General features: G+C 39.0%; 17 protein-coding genes. All 17 read right to left on the bottom strand.

Going from position 1 to position 18,874, the window contains the following annotated elements:
* Window positions 1-329 precede the first annotated feature (329 nt).
* The 17 genes from ftsZ to rsmH all read right to left on the bottom strand — a co-directional run bounded on the left by ftsZ (window position 330) and on the right by rsmH (window position 18,867).
* Window positions 330-1,469, bottom strand: coding sequence for a cell division protein FtsZ (ftsZ, locus tag M3183_RS12055; RefSeq protein WP_251469901.1), 1,140 nt, complete (start codon window positions 1,467-1,469; stop codon window positions 330-332).
* Between the two features lie 44 nt (window positions 1,470-1,513).
* Window positions 1,514-2,809, bottom strand: coding sequence for a cell division protein FtsA (gene ftsA / locus M3183_RS12050; protein ID WP_251469898.1), 1,296 nt, complete (start codon window positions 2,807-2,809; stop codon window positions 1,514-1,516).
* Between the two features lie 122 nt (window positions 2,810-2,931).
* Entirely contained in the window at window positions 2,932-3,294 is a 363-nt protein-coding gene (locus tag M3183_RS12045) for a small basic family protein (protein ID WP_251469895.1), read from the bottom strand.
* Complete coding sequence (locus M3183_RS12040; RefSeq protein ID WP_251469892.1) at window positions 3,294-4,025, bottom strand: DUF881 domain-containing protein; 732 nt, start codon at window positions 4,023-4,025, stop codon at window positions 3,294-3,296. The genes M3183_RS12045 and M3183_RS12040 overlap by 1 nt, the downstream gene beginning before the upstream one ends.
* 39 nt (window positions 4,026-4,064) lie before the next feature.
* Complete coding sequence (locus tag M3183_RS12035; protein WP_251469915.1) at window positions 4,065-4,760, bottom strand: DUF881 domain-containing protein; 696 nt, start codon at window positions 4,758-4,760, stop codon at window positions 4,065-4,067.
* Between the two features lies 1 nt (window position 4,761).
* Window positions 4,762-5,535, bottom strand: a complete 774-nt coding sequence (locus M3183_RS12030; protein WP_251469889.1) for a cell division protein FtsQ/DivIB — start codon at window positions 5,533-5,535, stop codon at window positions 4,762-4,764.
* Between the two features lie 194 nt (window positions 5,536-5,729).
* Complete coding sequence (gene murB / locus M3183_RS12025) at window positions 5,730-6,638, bottom strand: UDP-N-acetylmuramate dehydrogenase (protein WP_251469886.1); 909 nt, start codon at window positions 6,636-6,638, stop codon at window positions 5,730-5,732.
* A gap of 60 nt (window positions 6,639-6,698) precedes the next feature.
* Window positions 6,699-7,802, bottom strand: a complete 1,104-nt coding sequence (gene murG, locus M3183_RS12020) for an undecaprenyldiphospho-muramoylpentapeptide beta-N-acetylglucosaminyltransferase (protein ID WP_251469884.1) — start codon at window positions 7,800-7,802, stop codon at window positions 6,699-6,701.
* A gap of 144 nt (window positions 7,803-7,946) precedes the next feature.
* Entirely contained in the window at window positions 7,947-9,011 is a 1,065-nt protein-coding gene (spoVE, locus tag M3183_RS12015) for a stage V sporulation protein E (RefSeq protein WP_285879530.1), read from the bottom strand.
* 174 nt (window positions 9,012-9,185) lie between these two features.
* Window positions 9,186-10,538, bottom strand: a complete 1,353-nt coding sequence (gene murD, locus M3183_RS12010; protein WP_251469879.1) for a UDP-N-acetylmuramoyl-L-alanine--D-glutamate ligase — start codon at window positions 10,536-10,538, stop codon at window positions 9,186-9,188.
* A complete protein-coding gene (mraY, locus tag M3183_RS12005; protein ID WP_251469876.1) occupies window positions 10,539-11,513 on the bottom strand; it encodes a phospho-N-acetylmuramoyl-pentapeptide-transferase in 975 nt (324 codons plus the stop codon).
* Window position 11,514: 1 nt separating this feature from the next.
* Window positions 11,515-11,643: a hypothetical protein gene (locus M3183_RS27095; RefSeq protein ID WP_285879506.1), complete on the bottom strand. Its 129-nt coding sequence runs from the start codon at window positions 11,641-11,643 to the stop codon at window positions 11,515-11,517.
* Window positions 11,644-11,651: 8 nt separating this feature from the next.
* Entirely contained in the window at window positions 11,652-13,112 is a 1,461-nt protein-coding gene (locus tag M3183_RS12000) for a UDP-N-acetylmuramoyl-L-alanyl-D-glutamate--2,6-diaminopimelate ligase (protein ID WP_251469874.1), read from the bottom strand.
* Between the two features lie 172 nt (window positions 13,113-13,284).
* Window positions 13,285-15,204, bottom strand: a complete 1,920-nt coding sequence (locus M3183_RS11995) for a stage V sporulation protein D (RefSeq protein ID WP_251469871.1) — start codon at window positions 15,202-15,204, stop codon at window positions 13,285-13,287.
* Window positions 15,205-15,317: 113 nt separating this feature from the next.
* Window positions 15,318-17,558 (bottom strand): penicillin-binding protein, encoded by a 2,241-nt coding sequence (locus tag M3183_RS11990; RefSeq protein WP_251469869.1) that lies wholly within the window; start codon window positions 17,556-17,558, stop codon window positions 15,318-15,320.
* A complete protein-coding gene (ftsL, locus tag M3183_RS11985; protein ID WP_251469868.1) occupies window positions 17,555-17,911 on the bottom strand; it encodes a cell division protein FtsL in 357 nt (118 codons plus the stop codon). Before ftsL ends, M3183_RS11990 begins: the two co-directional genes overlap by 4 nt.
* Window positions 17,912-17,934: 23 nt before the next feature.
* A complete protein-coding gene (gene rsmH / locus M3183_RS11980) occupies window positions 17,935-18,867 on the bottom strand; it encodes a 16S rRNA (cytosine(1402)-N(4))-methyltransferase RsmH (RefSeq protein ID WP_251469867.1) in 933 nt (310 codons plus the stop codon).
* Window positions 18,868-18,874 lie beyond the last annotated feature (7 nt).

Here is an 18,874-nt window from a genome sequence, read left to right as displayed (position 1 = left end):
AGCTTAAATAGTAAAAAATAAGCGGAGTTTTTTCCGTTATTCAATGAAAAGCACCCGATTTTAGCAGTTTAAAATCAAATAAGGGAAATTCCTCCGTCTATTTCAGCTAATTAACATCCAATTTCCTTAATAACGGGAATTTCTACCTCTATTTTTTGAACGAATCTTAAAAAGGGAGCAAAAAGCAACAATCTTTTAGAATAGAGCCTACAAAAAATAGAAAAGGCATAATCCCATATAGAGACATGCCTTAACTGAAAAAATAGTATTAGATTTTATTACAGAAGTTTTCGCTTACCTAAGCATTGAGGAACTTCCGCTTTTGTTATTTACCTTCTTCTATTTCTATTCCGCAGGAACGTTGGAATATCTAATGTATCTTCTTGATATGAATTACTATTATTATGGCGGACTTGTTCTTGTGGTGCCTCTTCCCGCTTTTGCTCACGTTTTACATTGTTAACCGGTGCCTTTGCTTGTCCAAAGGAAGGACGTACTGATTTTGGCTGAAGCACCTCTTCACTAAAACCAGTAGCAATAACCGTTACAATAATTTCATCCTTAAGATCCTCATTAATGACAGATCCAAATATCATGTTTACTTCCTGGTCGGATGCAGAAGCAACTATATCAGCGGCTTCCTGCACTTCATAAAGACTTAAGTTTGCACCGCCTGAAATATTCATAAGGACACCTTGTGCACCATCAATAGATGTTTCTAGTAATGGTGAACTAATTGCCTTCTTGGCAGCCTCTGCCGCACGGTTTTCTCCAGTACCCATACCAATACCCATTAATGCTGAACCTTTGTTAGACATAATTGTTTTCACATCAGCAAAGTCCAGATTAATTAGCCCAGGTACTGCAATTAAGTCAGAAATACCTTGCACCCCTTGTCGAAGAACATTATCTGCTTCACGGAATGCTTCAAGCATTGGTGTACTCTTATCAACAATTTCTAATAGACGGTCATTAGGAATGACAATAAGGGTATCAACGGCTTCTTTCATTCCACCAATACCGCCGGATGCCTGATTTGCCCGTTTTTTACCTTCAAAGGTAAAAGGACGGGTAACTACACCAACAGTAAGAGCGCCTAAGTTACGGGCAATTTGCGCAATAACTGGGGCCGCCCCTGTTCCAGTACCGCCGCCCATCCCGGCAGTTACAAAGACCATGTCCGCTCCGCGTAATGCTTCCTCAATTTGTTCTTTGCTCTCTTCTGCAGCCTTTTTCCCCACTTCAGGATTTGCACCTGCTCCAAGACCTCGGGTAATCTTTGCACCAATTTGCATTCTTACTTCCGCTTTTGAGAGATTTAATGCTTGAGCATCTGTATTAACAGCGATAAATTCAACACCTTGAACACCATGTTCAATCATTCGATTTACTGCGTTATTTCCGCCGCCGCCTACTCCAATTACTTTTATGGTTGCAAGAGAGTCTAAATTTGTATCAAATTCCAACATGAAAAATCCTCCCTAATTCGTCGATATTCCTTTTTCGCTAATACTTATTCGAAAAAGTAACCAAGGAATTTTTTTACTTTCGATGACATTTTATCTTCTGGATGTTTTTCTGCTTTTGCCTTAGGTTGTTGTTGTTTTGGTATTTTCTTTTCGGCCGGTTCAGAAACACTTGCTTGAGAACTGGCAGTACCGCCTGGTAATCTAGCATTCTTGTATGCATATTTAATTAAACCAACAGCGGTGGTATATTGAGGTTCTCTTACACCAATATAGTCTGGCCTGGCAATACGGACCGGATTTTTAAACATATCTTGAGCTAGTTCCAATACTCCCTGCATATTTGACGTTCCGCCTGTTAATACAAAGCCTCCCGGCAGATCATTTACGCCTAAACGTTTTAATTCTTTTGCAGCCAGCTCAAAGATTTCTTCCATACGTGCTTCAATGATTTCAGCTACATAAAGCTGATTAAATTGTTGATGCTGATCGCTCCCGATAATTGGAACACTGAAAAACTCATCTTCTGATGCATGATCATAGAAAGCATGTCCATATTTAACCTTAATGTTTTCTGCATTTTCAGTAGAAGTATGCAGCACTTTTGATAAATCATTTGTAAGTAAATCTCCGCCTACCGGAATAACACTTGTTGCTTTTAAATATCCTTCTTCAAAAACGGCTATCGTAGTAGATCCTCCGCCTATGTCAATTAAGGCAACACCAAGATTTTTCTCATCCCTGGATAATGCATAATCACCCGCTGCTAAAGGCTGAAGAATAATATCTGAAAAATTAAGACCAGCACGCTCTACACAGCGAATGATATTGGCAAGAATGGAATTAGTGCCTGTTACAAGGGTGCCATCCATTTCTAAACGAACACCAATCATTCCCCGCGGGTCATTAATCTCATCTTTTCCATCTAAAATGAATTGCCTTTGGATTACTCCCATATTTACTCTTTCCGGCGGAATAGAGCCAGCATATGCAGCTTCAATTACACGGGTTACATCTTCATTGGTGATTTCACGATTCTGGCCGGAAACCGCAACAATTCCGTGGCACGGCTGCAACAGTATACTGTGGCCCGGAATCCCCACTACGACCTCGTTAATTTCTAAACCAACCATACGCTCAGCCTGTTCAATTGCACGTTTAATAGAATGAACTGTATCATCCATATCTACAATTGACCCTTTACGTAAGCCTTCAGATTTTACATTGCCAACCCCAATTATATTTAATGAGCCTTTCCCCGAGTCATTGACCATTTCACCAATGATAACCTTTACACTGGATGTACCGATGTCAAGACTAACATATATTTCATTGCTGTTCATTCTTTGGCACCTCCTTAAGATTTCCTTTCAGTTGAACAACAATTCCTTTGGTTTAATTAAGTTCTATTATTTCATATCATATAAAATTATTCGTCACAACTGAATGATTCCCTTTAAAATTTTCAACTTTTTTCTAACTTTTCTTTGTTTGTTGACCATTTAGTCAATAATATTCGTCTAATTACGGCAATATTTTGAAACAGCCTTACGCCAAATGCAAATATGGCAGCTAAATACAAGTCTACACCAAGATGCACACCGAGAAAAGCTAAACTTGCAGCCAGTATTATATTAAAAAAGAAACCTGAAACAAAGACCTTTTCATCATAAATATTTTGTAAGTAGGCCCTTATCCCTCCAAATAATGTGTCGAATGCAGCTAACACAGCAATCGACAAATAATTGGAATATTCCTCCGGGATTCGAATTTCAGTTAACAATCCTAAAATGATTCCGATAATTAACCCTGCCACCGGCAGCCACATTAAGAACCGCCCCCTTCTTTTACCGGTTCAATTGATTTAATCCTAATTGAATTTTCATAAGCGGGAACCGTAACATCTAGTTTTGGTTTACCAATCGTAAGCCGTAAACTTTCTATAAAAAATTCATCCCTTGCTCGAGATACCTTCATACGGTTATAGAGTTTTTCGGCAGTACTTTGGTCGTTAACAACCACATTCACTTCGATCGGGAGCTTTTTAATCGTGTGACCGTCAATTTTTGTTTCCATATTTATATCCCTGATTACGGTGGTGTTAATAATCCTTTGGTTATCGATAGAAACATATTTTGCTTCATACATATTTAATTCGTTTAGCAGCCTTTTAAGCAAATCAGGTGAAACCACGGTGGTTATAGGACTTCCTAGTTTTATATCTTCCATAACCGGCTCAATTGTTATCGTTAAACCAGGACCGGTTATTTCTGTCAAACCTGCCTCGCTTTTTAATTCATTTAAAGTAGAACGTAACGCCTGTTCTTTACTTTGTTCTCGCTTGGATTCATAAGCAGCAAGTTTTTCCTCTGCCGAGCGAATCTGAGTTATCAAATTGCTTTGAATTTCCTTTTCTTTCAGCAAGGCTTCACGAAGCTGCCAAATATCACGTGTATCACGTTCATCCGGTTTCTTAATGGTTTGAAATTGAACAGCAATCATAAAACCAATAACCGTTGCAATTAATGTAAAACTAAGCCTAACCTTTTCTTTGTCCACTTTCTTCACCATGCCTTTTTTTTTAACGTGGACATAAAATTAACCACCTAATATTGGATTTAAAACAATATTATCTTCCTTCTCCAATTTAAAAACGATATTATCATTTACCAGCTGATCCTTCACCCCGCCGGTAAGGTTTAACGAAGAAGAAAGTACATCCGGATCTCCTATTGCTGTAATGACAAATGGAGCAGGATTTTGAACGCCATCCACTGTTATAACAGGGCCATTACATAAAATATAAGAATGGCTTGTCAATCTCTGGCCATTTATGGCAATTGCCGCGGCCCCTGATATGTATAGCTCATTAATCACCTTAAATATATGGTGTTCATGAACTAGGTAGTTATTAACATTTTCTTCCTCAGGATCATATGCTCCATCCGAAAGCGTAACCTTTACTCCTTTCCCCTTCACCTTTACTTTACCTAAAAATAATCGGTATTTCTCGGTATCCTCCGCCAAGTTGGAAAAAACCTGTGCTTCCTTTGCCAGTTCCTTTTCATTTTTTTGAACCTTTTCTTGCTTTTGATTTAACTCCTTTTGAAGTTCGCGATTAGTTTTCTCTTGTTCGATTAATTGATTTCGCAATGCTAAGGTTTGTTCATATTGCTTATCCGTCATCTTTGGTTTTTCATTCTCCATTTTTGTTAAATGATATGAAAATGCAAGAATAAACCCAAGAACAAGGCTGACCAAGGACAAAATAACATGGTTACCCCGTACTTTCATCCTATTCAACCTTTTTATCCTCCACTTCTTCTTCAAAAGCCTTAAAATATGAGCCTACCTCTAAATCAATAATTCCTTTCTTTCTAGGATCTAATTGGCTGATGATAGAGGGATAATGTTCCATCTTCTGCGAAAAACTTCTCAAGGTTGCACTCACTTCGAAACCATCATTCATAAATAAGGAAATATGATAAGGATCTGTTTTTGTTGGAGTATAATGAATTTCAGAAATCGAATTGATAATTTCCTTAGGAAGAGTTTCTAAGCCTTTTATCATTTCAATTAGGGCAGTCCCTTCTTTAAATTGAAAAAGAATCGGAGAATTAGCCGGAATGATTTCAGTTTTTTTGTTTTTTAGAACCTTACCATTTTCCATTACAGGAAAATAATATTGTTCTTGTTTTACAAAAGCTATTCTTTTGTGTTCTTTCACGTTAATTACAATGGTGTTTGGCCATTGAATAGTAACCTTTGAACTTTTTACTTCGGACAGTCCCTTAAGTTTTGCGGAAATATCCTCCTGTTTTACTTTCCAAATATTTGTATTATTCGTCAAACTGCTTTTGCGTATAATTTCCTTGTCGGAATATACCTCATTTCCCTTTACAACGATTGACTTTACACGGCTCAGAGGTGATTGTGTATAAGCGATGCCAGCAATCATAATAAAAAACAATAATAATAAGATAACCAGCCGTCTATTCGCTTTTCTCCGCCTTTGCTCCTTAAGTTTTGGAATACGGTCCTCAAGTGCAACTATTTTACCTTTTTCCATTAAAATTCCTCCACCTAAAAGTGGTTCAGATTAAATCTATAAAACTAGCTTGTCCATTTGTGAATAGACTGGTTAAAAAAAAGAGAAAACAACGGCACGATGAATCATGCCGTCATGGATTTTCTCCGAATTAGACTCTTCAATATTATCAGTAATTATAACACAAAAATTGTATTTTTTGAGCCTATTTCTTTTTACTTTCTCCCAATTATTTCAACTTCAGTTTCCATTTTTATTTGGTATAAACTGTATATTTTATCCTTCACATGCTGAATAAGTGCCAGGACGTCTCCTGCAGTAGCATTGCCGGCATTCACAATAAAATTCCCGTGCATCGAAGATATTTCAGCACCGCCGATTCTATACCCTTTTAGCCCCGCTGATTCAATTAGCTGCCCGGCATAGTTGGGAAGGGGGTTGCGAAAAATACTCCCAGCACAAGGAAAGTTCCAAGGCTGTGTAACTTTTCGATAATCTTTATTTTTTTGCATTAAGGATGTTATTTCATTTCTTTCCCCAGCAGACAACTGAAAAACAGCCTCTACCACAATCCCTGGACGCTTCTTCTGAAGAATAGAAGTCCTGTAAGAAAACTCCATCTCCTCATTGGTGAGCCATTTCATTGTCCCATCCGCAAATAAAATATGTGCTTTTGTTAAAACTTTACTAATATCTGAACCGTGTGCACCAGCATTCATGTAGACAGCACCGCCTGCTGATCCGGGAATACCGCTGGCAAACTCCAATCCTGAGAGACCTTTTCTGCTGATTAATGTGGATAGACTTACTAGTGAATGTCCCCCGCCCACCGTAATTTCTGTTCCATTAATGTCAAGGTGGCCTATCCCAGGTCCGAGTTTTATGACAGCACCTTCTATTCCCTTATCTGAAACTAACAGATTCGATCCTCTGCCAATTGCCCTCCAATTTAACTGATGGTTATTAATAATGGTCATCACCTTTGTTAAATTTTCAACCGAGGATGGCTCAATATACAAATCTGCGGGTCCGCCAATCTTAATCGTGGTATGGCTTGCAAGCGGTTCATTTTCTTTTACTTTCCCCACATTTAATCCCTGTAATTCCGCTGTGATTTCCTTCATATATATCACCTAACTTTCATTTATCCGTTATTTTTAGGTTATGCACGAAGCGAAAATAGGCTACTTTTGATTTTCTTTCATCAGCTGTTCCATCACTTTATAAAGTCTGGATGCTGAATCCGGAACACCCATTTCCTTCGCTTTTACTTTCATTTCCTTCATTACATCTGGATTTAACATAATCCGGTCCATGTGATTGATTAACGAGTTTCCGGTTAACTCTTTTTCTAATAGTACTTCTGCTGCACCATGTTCACTTAAGGAACGTGCATTTTTTTCCTGGTGGTTATTAGTCACATATGGGCTTGGAATTAAAATGCTTGGAATCCCGAGCGAAGTAAGCTCGGCAAGTGTAGTTGCACCAGCACGAGAAACAACTAAATCAATCCCAGCAAGTACTTCTGGCATATTATGAACAAACGGCTTTATAATCACATTGTCAGGATTGCCAATCAAATCCGCCTCTTTTTTTACATCATTATAATGGGCATCTCCAGTTACATATAGTACCTGGTATGGTCTGCTGGATAACTCCGGAAATGATTTGACTACCGCCTCATTTATCGGTCTGGCACCACGGCTCCCGCCAAAAATTAGCACAGCAGGTTTTGTTGCGCTTAAGCCGGCTGACAACCTCCCTTTGATTCCATCTTTACCAATTACTTCAGAAGCACGAGGATTTCCTGTAAAAACCGTTTTTACCGGCGGGAAAAACTCTTTTGCCTCCTCAAAACAAATAGCAATCTTGTTAACGTAACGGCTTAGGAACTTGTTGGTCAATCCAGGAACACTATTTTGTTCATGAATGATTGTCGGAATCGAAAGCTTTGCCGCAGCATAAACAACTGGTCCGCATACATAACCTCCAGTGCCGATTACAACGTCAGGTTTGAATTCCCTTAAAAATTTCTTACTATCTTTAACCCCTTTTAGAAAACGAAAAACTGTTTTTATATTCTCAATGGAAAGTTTCCGCTTAAACCCTGTAATATAAATAGACTTAAAAGGTATGTTTTCTCGAGGAACAAGTTTGCTTTCTAATCCATTTTGAGTACCTATGTATAAGAATTCCGCATTTTTATCAACTTTTTGAATTTCCCTTATTAAAGCGAGTGCAGGATATATATGTCCTCCCGTTCCCCCGCCGCTAACTGCTATTTTCATTTTCTCACCCCGATAATCTTGCTAAACACATTCTACTACAAATATTAATGAAAAAAAGCCTAGAAAAAATAATGTTATTGAATTGTAATGTGAAAAATTGTTCATCCTACAAAAAAAGAACCCTGCAAATTAACAGGGTAACCTTCAGTATCTCGAATACCGGCTAATATTTAATAAAACGCCAATGGCCATTAACATTAAGGTCAAGGAGGAACCCCCATAGCTTAAAAACGGAAGGGTAATCCCAGTTACCGGCATCAAGCCAGTAACTACGCCAATATTTATCATAACCTGTATTGCTACCATTGCAATAATCCCGACAGCGAGAAAGCTTCCATACAAATCAGGAGCACCTAATGCAATGCGAATCCCCCGCCACAATAGCAGGCTGAACAATAGAATAATGAATGAACCGCCTATAAACCCTAGTTCCTCAGAAAGGATCGCGAAAATAAAATCTGTCTGAGGTTCTGGAAGATAGAAGAACTTTTGTCTGCTTTCTCCAAGTCCAAGGCCAAATAAACCGCCTGGTCCAATAGCATAAAGCGATTGGATGATTTGAAAACCGCTGCCAAGCGGGTCAGACCAAGGATCAAGGAATGATGTAATCCGCTTAATTCGATAGGGTGCAGAAGCAATAAGGCCAACAAAGCCGGCAATTCCTAACAAACCTAAAAATGCAAAATGCCTAACTCTTGCACCAGCGATAAAAATCATAACCACACATGTTCCCATCATTACAGTGCCAGTACCTAAATCAGGCTGAAGCATAATCATGGCAAAAGCAATGAATGCCAGCCCTAAAGAAGGCATAAGTCCCTTTTTAAAAGAAGTAATCAGCTTTTGCCGTTCCGAAAGAAACTTAGCAAGAAAAGCAATCATGGCAAGCTTCATAAATTCAGACGGCTGAATGGAAAAAGCACCGACTCCAATCCAGCTTCGAGAACCATTTCGAACATTTCCAATTCCAGGAATCAACACAAGAAGCAACAGGACAAAACAAACGATTAAAATAGTTTTCGCCCATGTTCTCCAAGTCCAGTAGTTGATGTTCATAATAAAAAACATCGCTGCTACTCCAACAACAGCAAAAAGTGTCTGTCTTTTGGCAAAGAAAAAGGAATCATGAAATTTATATTCCGCCCAAATCGCACTTGCGCTGTACACCATTATGAGTCCTACCGCCAGCAGTGTAAATGTTACAATCATTAAAATAAAGTCAGGAGTTGTTCTCTTTGTCGGCACCGCTATACACCTCGAGCTAAAGTTTAAAGGCTATCCAGATACCAGAATTTTTAATATGCCCAGCTCCAGTGCCCAGCCCCCCGAGGTCAAATGCCCTGAGGCCGACCAAGGCACTTCCGAATTTCTCTGGACAAGCCCTTACTTAAGCTTATGCACCGCTTCGATAAAAATGTCTCCCCTGACCTCAAAAGTTTTATATTGATCCCAGCTTGCGCAAGCAGGAGATAACAAAATAACGTCACCAGGTTTTGAATATGAAAATGCAGCTGGGACAGCCATGTCAACATTATCGACACGCTCAATAACATTTATTCCCGCTAATTTTCCAACCCGTTCAATCTTTGATGCTGTCTGTCCAAAGGTAATCAATGCTTTTACATTGTTCAAGTATGGAATCAGTTCATCAAATTCATTACCTCGGTCTAACCCTCCAGCAAGCAGGACAACCGGAGTTTTAAACGCCGTAATCGCCTTAATTGTAGCCAAAATATTGGTTGCTTTTGAATCATTAAAAAATTTCCGTCCTTCCACTTCCGCAACAAATTGCAGCCGGTGTTTGACACCTGTAAAAGACTTAAGGACTTCTTGTATTGAATTATTATCAACACCTGCCAGCTTTACTGCAGCCACAGCAGATAAGATATTCTCCAGATTATGAGTACCTGGTAAAGCTATTTCCTCAATCAGCATTACCTTTTCTTCTCTGAACATGATCCAGCCTTCTTGAATATAAGCTCCATCAGGCAGCATTTTTTTGGTTGAAAAAGGGATAATTGCCGCGTTTGAATGGCTTGCAATATCCATCGTTTCCTCTTGGTCAGCATTGATAATTAAATATTCATTTTCTGTTTGATTTTTAGTGATATTTGACTTTGCTTGAATATATGCTTGTTTGCTCCCATGATAGTCAAGGTGAGCATCGTAAATATTGGTGATAATAGCTATTTTGGGTGTAAAAGTTTTAATGCCCATCAGCTGAAATGAGGACAGCTCGATGACAATTGTATCATCCATTGAAGCTTGTTCAGCTACTCCCGAAGCCACTGTACCAATATTTCCAGCAATTAACGGACTTTTATCGCCGGCCTTCATCATTTCATAGACAAGTGTTGTCGTCGTCGTTTTTCCATTTGTTCCAGTTATGCTAATAAATGGCGCTTCCGAGATTTGATAGGCAAGCTCTACTTCCGTAATAACTGGTATACCTTTTTCAATTGCACCTTTAATCATGGGATTTTCATACGGGATACCCGGGTTTTTAACGATAAGTTCAAAACCTTCATCCAGCAATTCAACTGGGTGTTCCCCGCAGATCACCTTAATTCCTTGTTCTAATAAGCCCTGTGCCTCAGGATTTTCCGAAAAGGGCTTTTTATCATTCACAGTAACAAAAGCCCCAAGCTTATGTAAAAGGGAAGCCGCAGTGACCCCGCTTTTTGCTAAACCTAGCACAAGAATTTTTTTATGCTGATAAACGTCAATCTGCTTCAATTACAACCACACCTCGATATAAATTCCTAAAATGGCAAGGATTAACCCCACACTCCAGAAAGTAACAACAACTCTCCATTCAGACCATCCCAATAATTCATAATGGTGATGTAATGGGCTCATCCGAAAAATCCGTTTACCTGTTGTTTTAAATGATATTACTTGAAGTATAACGGATAAAGTTTCAATAACAAAGATGCCGCCAATAATAATGAGCAATAATTCAAGTTTAGTCAAAATGGCAATCGTCGCAATGGCCCCGCCAAGTGCAAGTGAACCTGTATCCCCCATAAATACCTTAGCGGGGTGTGCGTTAAATACTAAAAATCCCAGCACTGCGCCCACTACCGCAACAGAAAAAATGGCAATTTCCATTTGTGATTGGCTCCAAGCAAGAACAGCAAATGCTCCAAAGGCTATAGCTGCTGTACCAGATAAGAGTCCGTCTAAGCCATCGGTTAAATTTACTGCATTTGAAAAACCGACCAGCCAAAAAACAATGAAAAATACAAAAAACCACCCAAGGTCAAACGTATTATCCGTAAACGGAATACTTATTTCTGTAGAAAAACCTTTTTGTTTATATATTAAATAAAAGATAACGGAAATAATAATTTGTCCCAATAATTTCTGTTTTGAGGTAAGTCCCAGATTTCGCTTCATAACGACTTTGATAAAATCATCCAAAAATCCGAGTAAACCAAAACCTAAAGTTACTAGAAGCAGTAAATAGGTTTTTACCGTTGGTTCTGAAAACTTGCCTGTCATGACAATCGTTGTAATCACGATCGAAAATAAAATCATAATTCCGCCCATTGTTGGTGTGCCTGATTTTTTTTGATGTGACTTTGGTCCTTCTTCACGAATGCTTTGTCCAAATTTCAACCTTCGTAAGAAGGGAATAAAAACTGGCGAAATTAAAACCGAAATGAGAAAGGCCATTATTATAGTGAAAAAAATCACCTGCTCCAGCATTTTATCCCCTCCTTTCTAAATAAATTGATTCAATTTCTATTATTTTATTTACCATTACTGCAATATCATATGTTTCATCATTTTCATTAAGAAGTTTTTTGTTTGAAAAAGTAAAGTTTGTAGTTTCCATTTTGGTTCTTATCTCTCCTCAATCGCTTCCCTAGCAACAATCCGATCATCAAAATCATGAACAACTCCGCCAATAATTTGATAGGTTTCATGCCCTTTTCCAGCAATTAATATTACATCACCGGCTTCTGCCTGCTTAACCGCTGTATTAATTGCTTCCTTTCGATCTTCAATTACTAAATAATTTTCCCCTTTAACCCCTTCTTCCATCTCCTTTAATATGGCTGATGGCTCTTCACTTCTTGGGTTATCTGAAGTAAAAATCGGATTGGTTGCATAGCGGCAGGCTATCTGTGCCATTAACGGACGTTTGGTTCTGTCTCTGTCACCCCCGCATCCAACGACCACGAAGATCTTTTTCTTGGCAAAATGCTGTATAGTTTTTAAAACATTTTCAAGACTGTCTGGTGTATGGGCATAATCAACGAGTACTGTAAAATCCTGTCCTGCATTTACCAGCTCAAATCTTCCCGCAACCCCTTTTACTGATTCAATCGATTCAATTGCCTTACCGATTGGAATACCAGATACATTGGCTGCTGCGATGGCCGCTAATACATTATAGACGTTAAACTTCCCTAATAGCTGAAGCTGGATAGGATATTTTTCTTCTCCGACGACGATGTTAAATTTTGTCCCTGATGAAGTCATTTGAATATCAGCCGCTTGGATATCAGCTTTTTGATCAATCCCGTATGTATAAATTAGCGCAGCCGTTGACCTTTGAAACATTTCCGATGCAGAATCATCCGCATTTAAAATAGCAAATTTTGGGCTGTTTAAATCGAATGAATTTCCAAGCTGTGCAAATAATAGACTCTTTGCCCGCTTATATTCGTCCATTGTTTTATGGTAATCAAGATGATCCTGCGTAAGATTCGTGAAAACCGCGACATCAAAATCACAGCCATGGACTCTGCCTAAATCAAGAGCATGTGAAGATACTTCCATCACAGCTGTTTCAACACCCTCTTCAACCATTTGATGAAATGTTTTCTGCAGTGTCAGGCTTTCTGGTGTTGTATTTTTCGTATCAATCCTTCTGCTGGCAATTTTCGTATACATTGTCCCAATCAGGCCTGTTTGCTGCCCTTGGTCTGCAAATATTTTTTCAATTAAATGACTTGTAGTTGTTTTTCCATTTGTACCGGTTATGCCAATAAGCCGCAGTTTCTGTGTTGGCTGGCCATAAAAGGCGTCTGCCAAAACTGCCATTGCTCTTGCAGTATCTTTTACTACAATAATCGGTACATCAAGCTTAAGTGGTCTTTCAGCCAGAATGGCAGCGGCACCGCTTTTAACAGCTGATTCTGCAAAATCATGCCCATCAACCGTATACCCTTTGATACAAATAAATAAGCTCCCTTTTTTTACCTTTCGATTATCGTTCTCTATGGAAAAAATCTCTGGATTTACTCCTTCATATGGTACTAATGGATGCAAAACCTTAAGGAGTTGCTGTAATTTCATTGATTCTCAAATCCTCTCATGACCTTACATGTTTAGTCAGATAATGGAAAATAATCCCCTGACGAAAGTTCCATCTTATTTTACATGAAAATAAATATTTTTGCTATTTGTTATGGTGATTATATGAAAAAAAGGGGCGCTAAAAATGATTCCGACGCCCCTTCTTTCATCATTAATCTCCCTTTCCAAAGTAAAGCCTAATTTTAGATCCTTCCTTAAGCTTAGTTCCCGGCTCAGGTGATTGGCTGACAACTACATCCCCTTCACCGCTTGCATCAATTCTTAAATTAACCAGCTGCTGTTGAAGCTCCTTTCTCTCCATACCAACAAAATCTGGCAATTTGATCAATGGAGTATCCGGCCACTTTACTTCCTTCTCAATTTGTTTTTTCCTAGGCTTCACATCCATAGCAGTTAAACTATCCTCCATAATATTACCAACAATCGGTGCACTGATCGTACCACCAAATGCCGTCACCCCTTTAGGGTTATCAACCGCTACATAAACAACAATTTGCGGGTCATCCGCCGGGGCAAACCCCATAAATGAAACAATATAATTATTTTCTAAATATCTTCCGCCTTGAGCTTTTTGAGCTGTACCTGTTTTTCCTCCGACACGGTATGAATCGACAAACGCCTTTCCGCCTGTTCCCTGAGCCACAACGCTCTCAAGTGCATGCCGAATTTCTTTAGAAGTCTCCTCCGTTATAACTCTTCTTTTTTCCACTGGTGTATTTCTCATCACAACTTCATGTGTCACTGGATCGACTAATTCTTTTGCGATATATGGCTGATATAAAACTCCTCCGTTGACAGCTGCCGCTACAGCTGTTACCTGTTGAATCGGAGTGACTGAAACCCCTTGTCCGAAAGCAGTGGTAGCCAATTCAACAGGACCCACCCGGTTCATATTAAATAAGATTCCAGTTCCTTCTCCCTGCAAATCAATTCCAGTTTTCTGGCCAAAACCAAAATCCTTAATATACTTAAATAATTTTTCCTTCCCCAGTCTTTCACCTAACTCCACAAAACCAGGGTTACAAGAGTTTTCTACCACTTCTAAAAAGGATTGGTCACCATGTCCGCCTCTTTTCCAGCATTTTAATGTGGCACCTGCCACTTTGACAGATCCAGAATCATGGAAATGTTCCTTTTCTAAATCAACTTTTCCTTCATTAAGTGCTGCTGCCAGTGTAATAATTTTAAAAGTAGACCCTGGCTCGTAAGTCATCCACACAGGCAGGTTCCGATTATATACTTCTTGAGGGACACTTTGAAATTTGGCAGGATCAAATGTCGGCCGGCTTGACATGGCTAAAATTTCACCATTATTTGGATTCATGGCAATCGCAATGATTCCATCAGGATTATATTTTGCCTTCGCAATATCCAGCTCCCTTTCTACAATCGTTTGAATCTTTGAATCAATCGTAAGCTTTAAATCCAGCCCTTTGGTTGGAGGTTCATAATCATCTGCCATATCATTCATGCGTTCCCCCTTGGCGTTGGCGTAAAATTGAACCGACCCCCGCTCACCGCTCAACTCTTTGTCATAATATTTTTCTAAGCCCATCAGCCCCTGGTTGTCCACTCCAGCAAAACCTAGAACATGAGAAAGATAGCTGCCATTTGGATAATGGCGCTTTGAATCCTCACCAATATAGACTCCTTCGAGACCGAGCGCTCTGATTTCTTTCGCTTTTTCGTGGGAAATTTTTCTTCCTTCTTTAATTCGCACAATACTCTCTTTCTGGGTAATCTCCCGATATGCCTTTTCTTTTGACATATCAAGAACTGATGCCAGCTTTTCAGCTGTCATGGCTGGGTCCTTTATCTGTCTTGGCACAACCCAAACAGTCGGGGCACTAATATTTGTTGCCAATGGCACTCCATTGCGGTCAACTATTTGTCCTCGTTCGGGTTCAAATGGGATATTTCGGCTCCACGAATCTTTCGCCCGAGCAGTCAGCATATCTCCTAAATAAAACTGAACATAGCCAAGTCTGACATCAATAACTAAGAAAATGAGAATTCCGACGATTAAAGCGAGTAATAACCGTTTACGGACAGTTACATTGGAAACACGCATAGTATGAATGATCCTCCTTTTCAGTATCATTCATTTATATGCTTGTACTTTTTCACCTAGAACGGATCTAAGCGTTCCAAAGAAAAAATCCCGCTTGAAGAGCGGGATTCAAATTAATCTTGAATCATTGGTTCAGTATTGTCATTTGCAGGCTTTTCATCCTTACCTTTTGTTTCTTCTGCCCATTTCTCTTCCGGTGTTTTCAAATTCACAATGAGAAAATCTCCTTGACGGAGTGAAGAACCGGGTTTAATGTTTTGTCCAACAACATATCCTTTTCCTTTGGAACTTAATTTCATTCCTGCGATATTTGCAACTTTCATTACATCCCGTAAAGACCAATTTGTCATATCTGGTGCCGTTAATTCCCCATTTGTTTGAATAATCACCTTTTCTCCTTCTAATATTGTCGTCCCTTCCTTAGGAAGCTGTCCGGTTACTTTTGACCCTTTTCCGAGTACAACAGCTTCAAGTCCGGCATCCTTTAAGCTATTTACGGTTTGTTCAACAGATTCCCCTTGATAATCGCCCAGCTTAAAGGAAGTTGTCTTTTCTTGCTTAGAAGGCTGGATATTTAAATAATGAAGGCTGTTTTCCATTACAGGATTAAAAACGGCTGATACCGGAATCGCACCTTGCCCAGCCTCCATTCCCGTTAATTTAGGCTGCTGAACAGCGACATAGACAATTAATTTTGGGTTTTCCTTAGGGGCCATTCCTAAAAATGAAAACATATAATTATTGACGCCTGTCAAATATTTCCCATCTGGTCCCGGAATATTGGCTGTCCCGGTTTTCCCAGCGACACTGTAACCATCAATTTTATACCTGCCGCCAGTTCCTTTAGGCGAGGTAACAACCGTCTCCAGATAATCCCGCACCTTTTTTGCTGTTTCAGCAGAAATTGGCTTGGAAACCACTTCTGGGACGGTTTTTTTAATCGTCTTCCCAGTATCATGGTTAACAATCTTTTCAACAACATGAGGCTTCAGCATTTTTCCATCATTGGCAACCGCCGTCGCTGCCTGAATTTGTTGTATCGGTGTAATCGCTGTTCCTTGACCATATGCTGTTGTTAATTTTTCAATCGGCCAAGTAAACATAATTTTCCCTGAGGTTTCATTGGGTAAATCGATTCCTGTTGGTTTATCAAACCCAAACTTCGATAGATATTTTCTAAATGTATCAAACCCCAATTTTTCCTTCGCGATTTTTGCAAATGCCACATTTGAAGACCGCTGCACTCCCTCAAGATAAGTAATACTGCCCCAGCCAACACCATTATGATCATGAATAGGCTGGTCTTTTTTAGTTACACGATAGGAGCCGGACATATATTTTTCATTTGGATTAAAGACGCCTTCCTGAACAGCAGCAGCTAGTGTGAATATTTTCATAGTCGAACCTGGCTCAAAGGAAGTTTCAATCGCCTCATTATGCCAGCTCTCACTGATGCCTTCTTTTGTTTTAGGGTGAAATGACGGGCGCTGCCCCATTGCTAAAATATTCCCTGTCTTAGGGTCTGCCACAATGGCAATTATCTTTTCCGGCTCATATTCTTTAGCTACTTTATCCATTGCATCTTCTAAAAAGGTTTGGATTTTCTTATCAATGGTTAGATATACATCATTACCATTTTTAGCAGGAGTGATTTTTTGTTTATCACCTGGCAGGATGTAGCCCCATACATCACTATCAAAATTAACTTTTCCATTTTTCCCGGTCAGTTCCTTATTTAGGGATTCTTCAATACCCATTTTCCCGACTGTTTTATAAGTTCCATCCTTTTGTTCAATCTGATCCGCGTAACCTACTAAATGGGAGGCAAAAACTCCATTTGGATAAAAACGTTTGGATTCACGTTGAAATGTGATTCCTGGTAATTGAAGCTTTTCAATTTTTGATTTTATATCGTAACTGATATCCTTTCCAGCCTTCCCAAATTCTACTTGAAACCTTTTTTTCTTTATTCCATCTGTGAGAATTTGATAAATTTCCGATTCTTCCATATCCATGTACTTTGCTAATTCCTTTGCCGTTTTCTCAGGATTTTTTACATGCCTTGGCTTCTTAGGATCCGTTGTCATCTTTTTACTCAAAATGGCGACTAACTTATAGGCTGCCGTATCTTCTGCTACAATTTCTCCATTTCGGTCTAAGATTTCTCCTCTTGCTGCCTGCAGGACACTTTGATGGCTGTATTTCTCCTGTGCTTTTGCAGCAAGCGGCTGACCTGCTGCTTCCCCTGTAATTTGAATAGAAAAGTATCTAAAAAGTACTACAAAAAAGAGCAGACCGAATATCACAAACAATATCGCTGCTCCAACATTCATATATGGCTGTTTTTTGTTCATTGTGCAGGCACTACCTTGACGTTATTATTATTAAGCTCGAGGCCCATCTTTTTCGCTTCTTTATAAATTCGTTCATATTTGCTTAAATCTTTTATTTCTACTTGCAAATCAGCATTCACCTTTTGCTGTTCATTAATTTTCGTTTCAACGTTTTGAATTTCCTTATTCATCTCATAAATTTCCGCTTGATTCGATATCAGGTGGACAGCACCAAAACAAACCAGTCCAGCAAATGCTACTCCAATTATTTTTTCTCCTGGAGTCAGCCAGGACTTTTTTATTTTTATTTTTCTTTCTTCCTGTACAGTTTGTTCTACCCGCTGTTCTCCGATTTTCCTGGCAAGATTACTCACGCATTTCCCCTCCAGTTTATTTTTTAGATTTTTTCTCCAATTCTGAGCTTCGCTGATCTCGCACGATTATTTTGTTCTAGTTCTTCATCAGAGGGAAGAATCGGTTTCCGTGTAATTAATTTCAATATAGGCTTGTATTCGTCAGGAATTACTGGAAGCCCATGGGGTAGTTCGGGGGTTGAACTCGCACTTTTAAATGCCGCTTTACAAATTCTATCCTCTAAAGAATGAAAAGTAATTACACAAATTCTTCCACCTGGCTTTAATAAATGAATGGCTTGGTCAATTGATTGTTCAAAAACACCTAATTCGTCATTAACTGCAATCCTGACAGCCTGAAAAATTCGTTTGGCTGGATGTCCGCCTTTCCTTCTAGCAGGCGCTGGAATTGCTTCCTTGATTAGTTCAACTAATTCTTCTGTTGTTTCAATCGGTTTGATCTGCCTGGCAGTTTCAATTTTCCTGGCAACTTGCTTTGAAAACTTCTCCTCGCCATATCGAAAAAATATACGAACTAAATCCTCATATGGCCAATCATTAATCACATCATAAGCCGAAAATTGTGAATCTTGATCCATTCTCATATCTAATGGTGCATTATGATGATAACTAAATCCTCTTTCAGGCGTGTCCAATTGTGGAGAAGACACACCAAGGTCATAAAGAATACCGTCAACTTTAAAAACTCCACGACTTTCGAGCTCTTCACGCAAATGAATAAAATTGCTTTTTATAATTTCAAAGCTGTTCCCATATTCAGATAGTTTCGTCCTAGCATGTGCTATAGCTGTTTCATCCTGATCAAATGCAAATAATTTTCCGCCATCTGTAAGCTGTGATAGAATTCTGGAGCTATGTCCTGCTCCACCTAATGTACAATCTACATAAATTCCATTTGACTTAATATTTAAGCCATTAACAGCTTCCTCTAACAGCACAGTTGTATGATTAAACATGTTTGTA

The sequence above is a fragment of the Neobacillus mesonae genome, assembly GCF_023715155.1.
GTDB classification, from domain to species: domain Bacteria; phylum Bacillota; class Bacilli; order Bacillales; family Cytobacillaceae; genus Neobacillus; species Neobacillus mesonae_A.
This window is presented reverse-complemented; position numbering and strand designations above follow the sequence as displayed.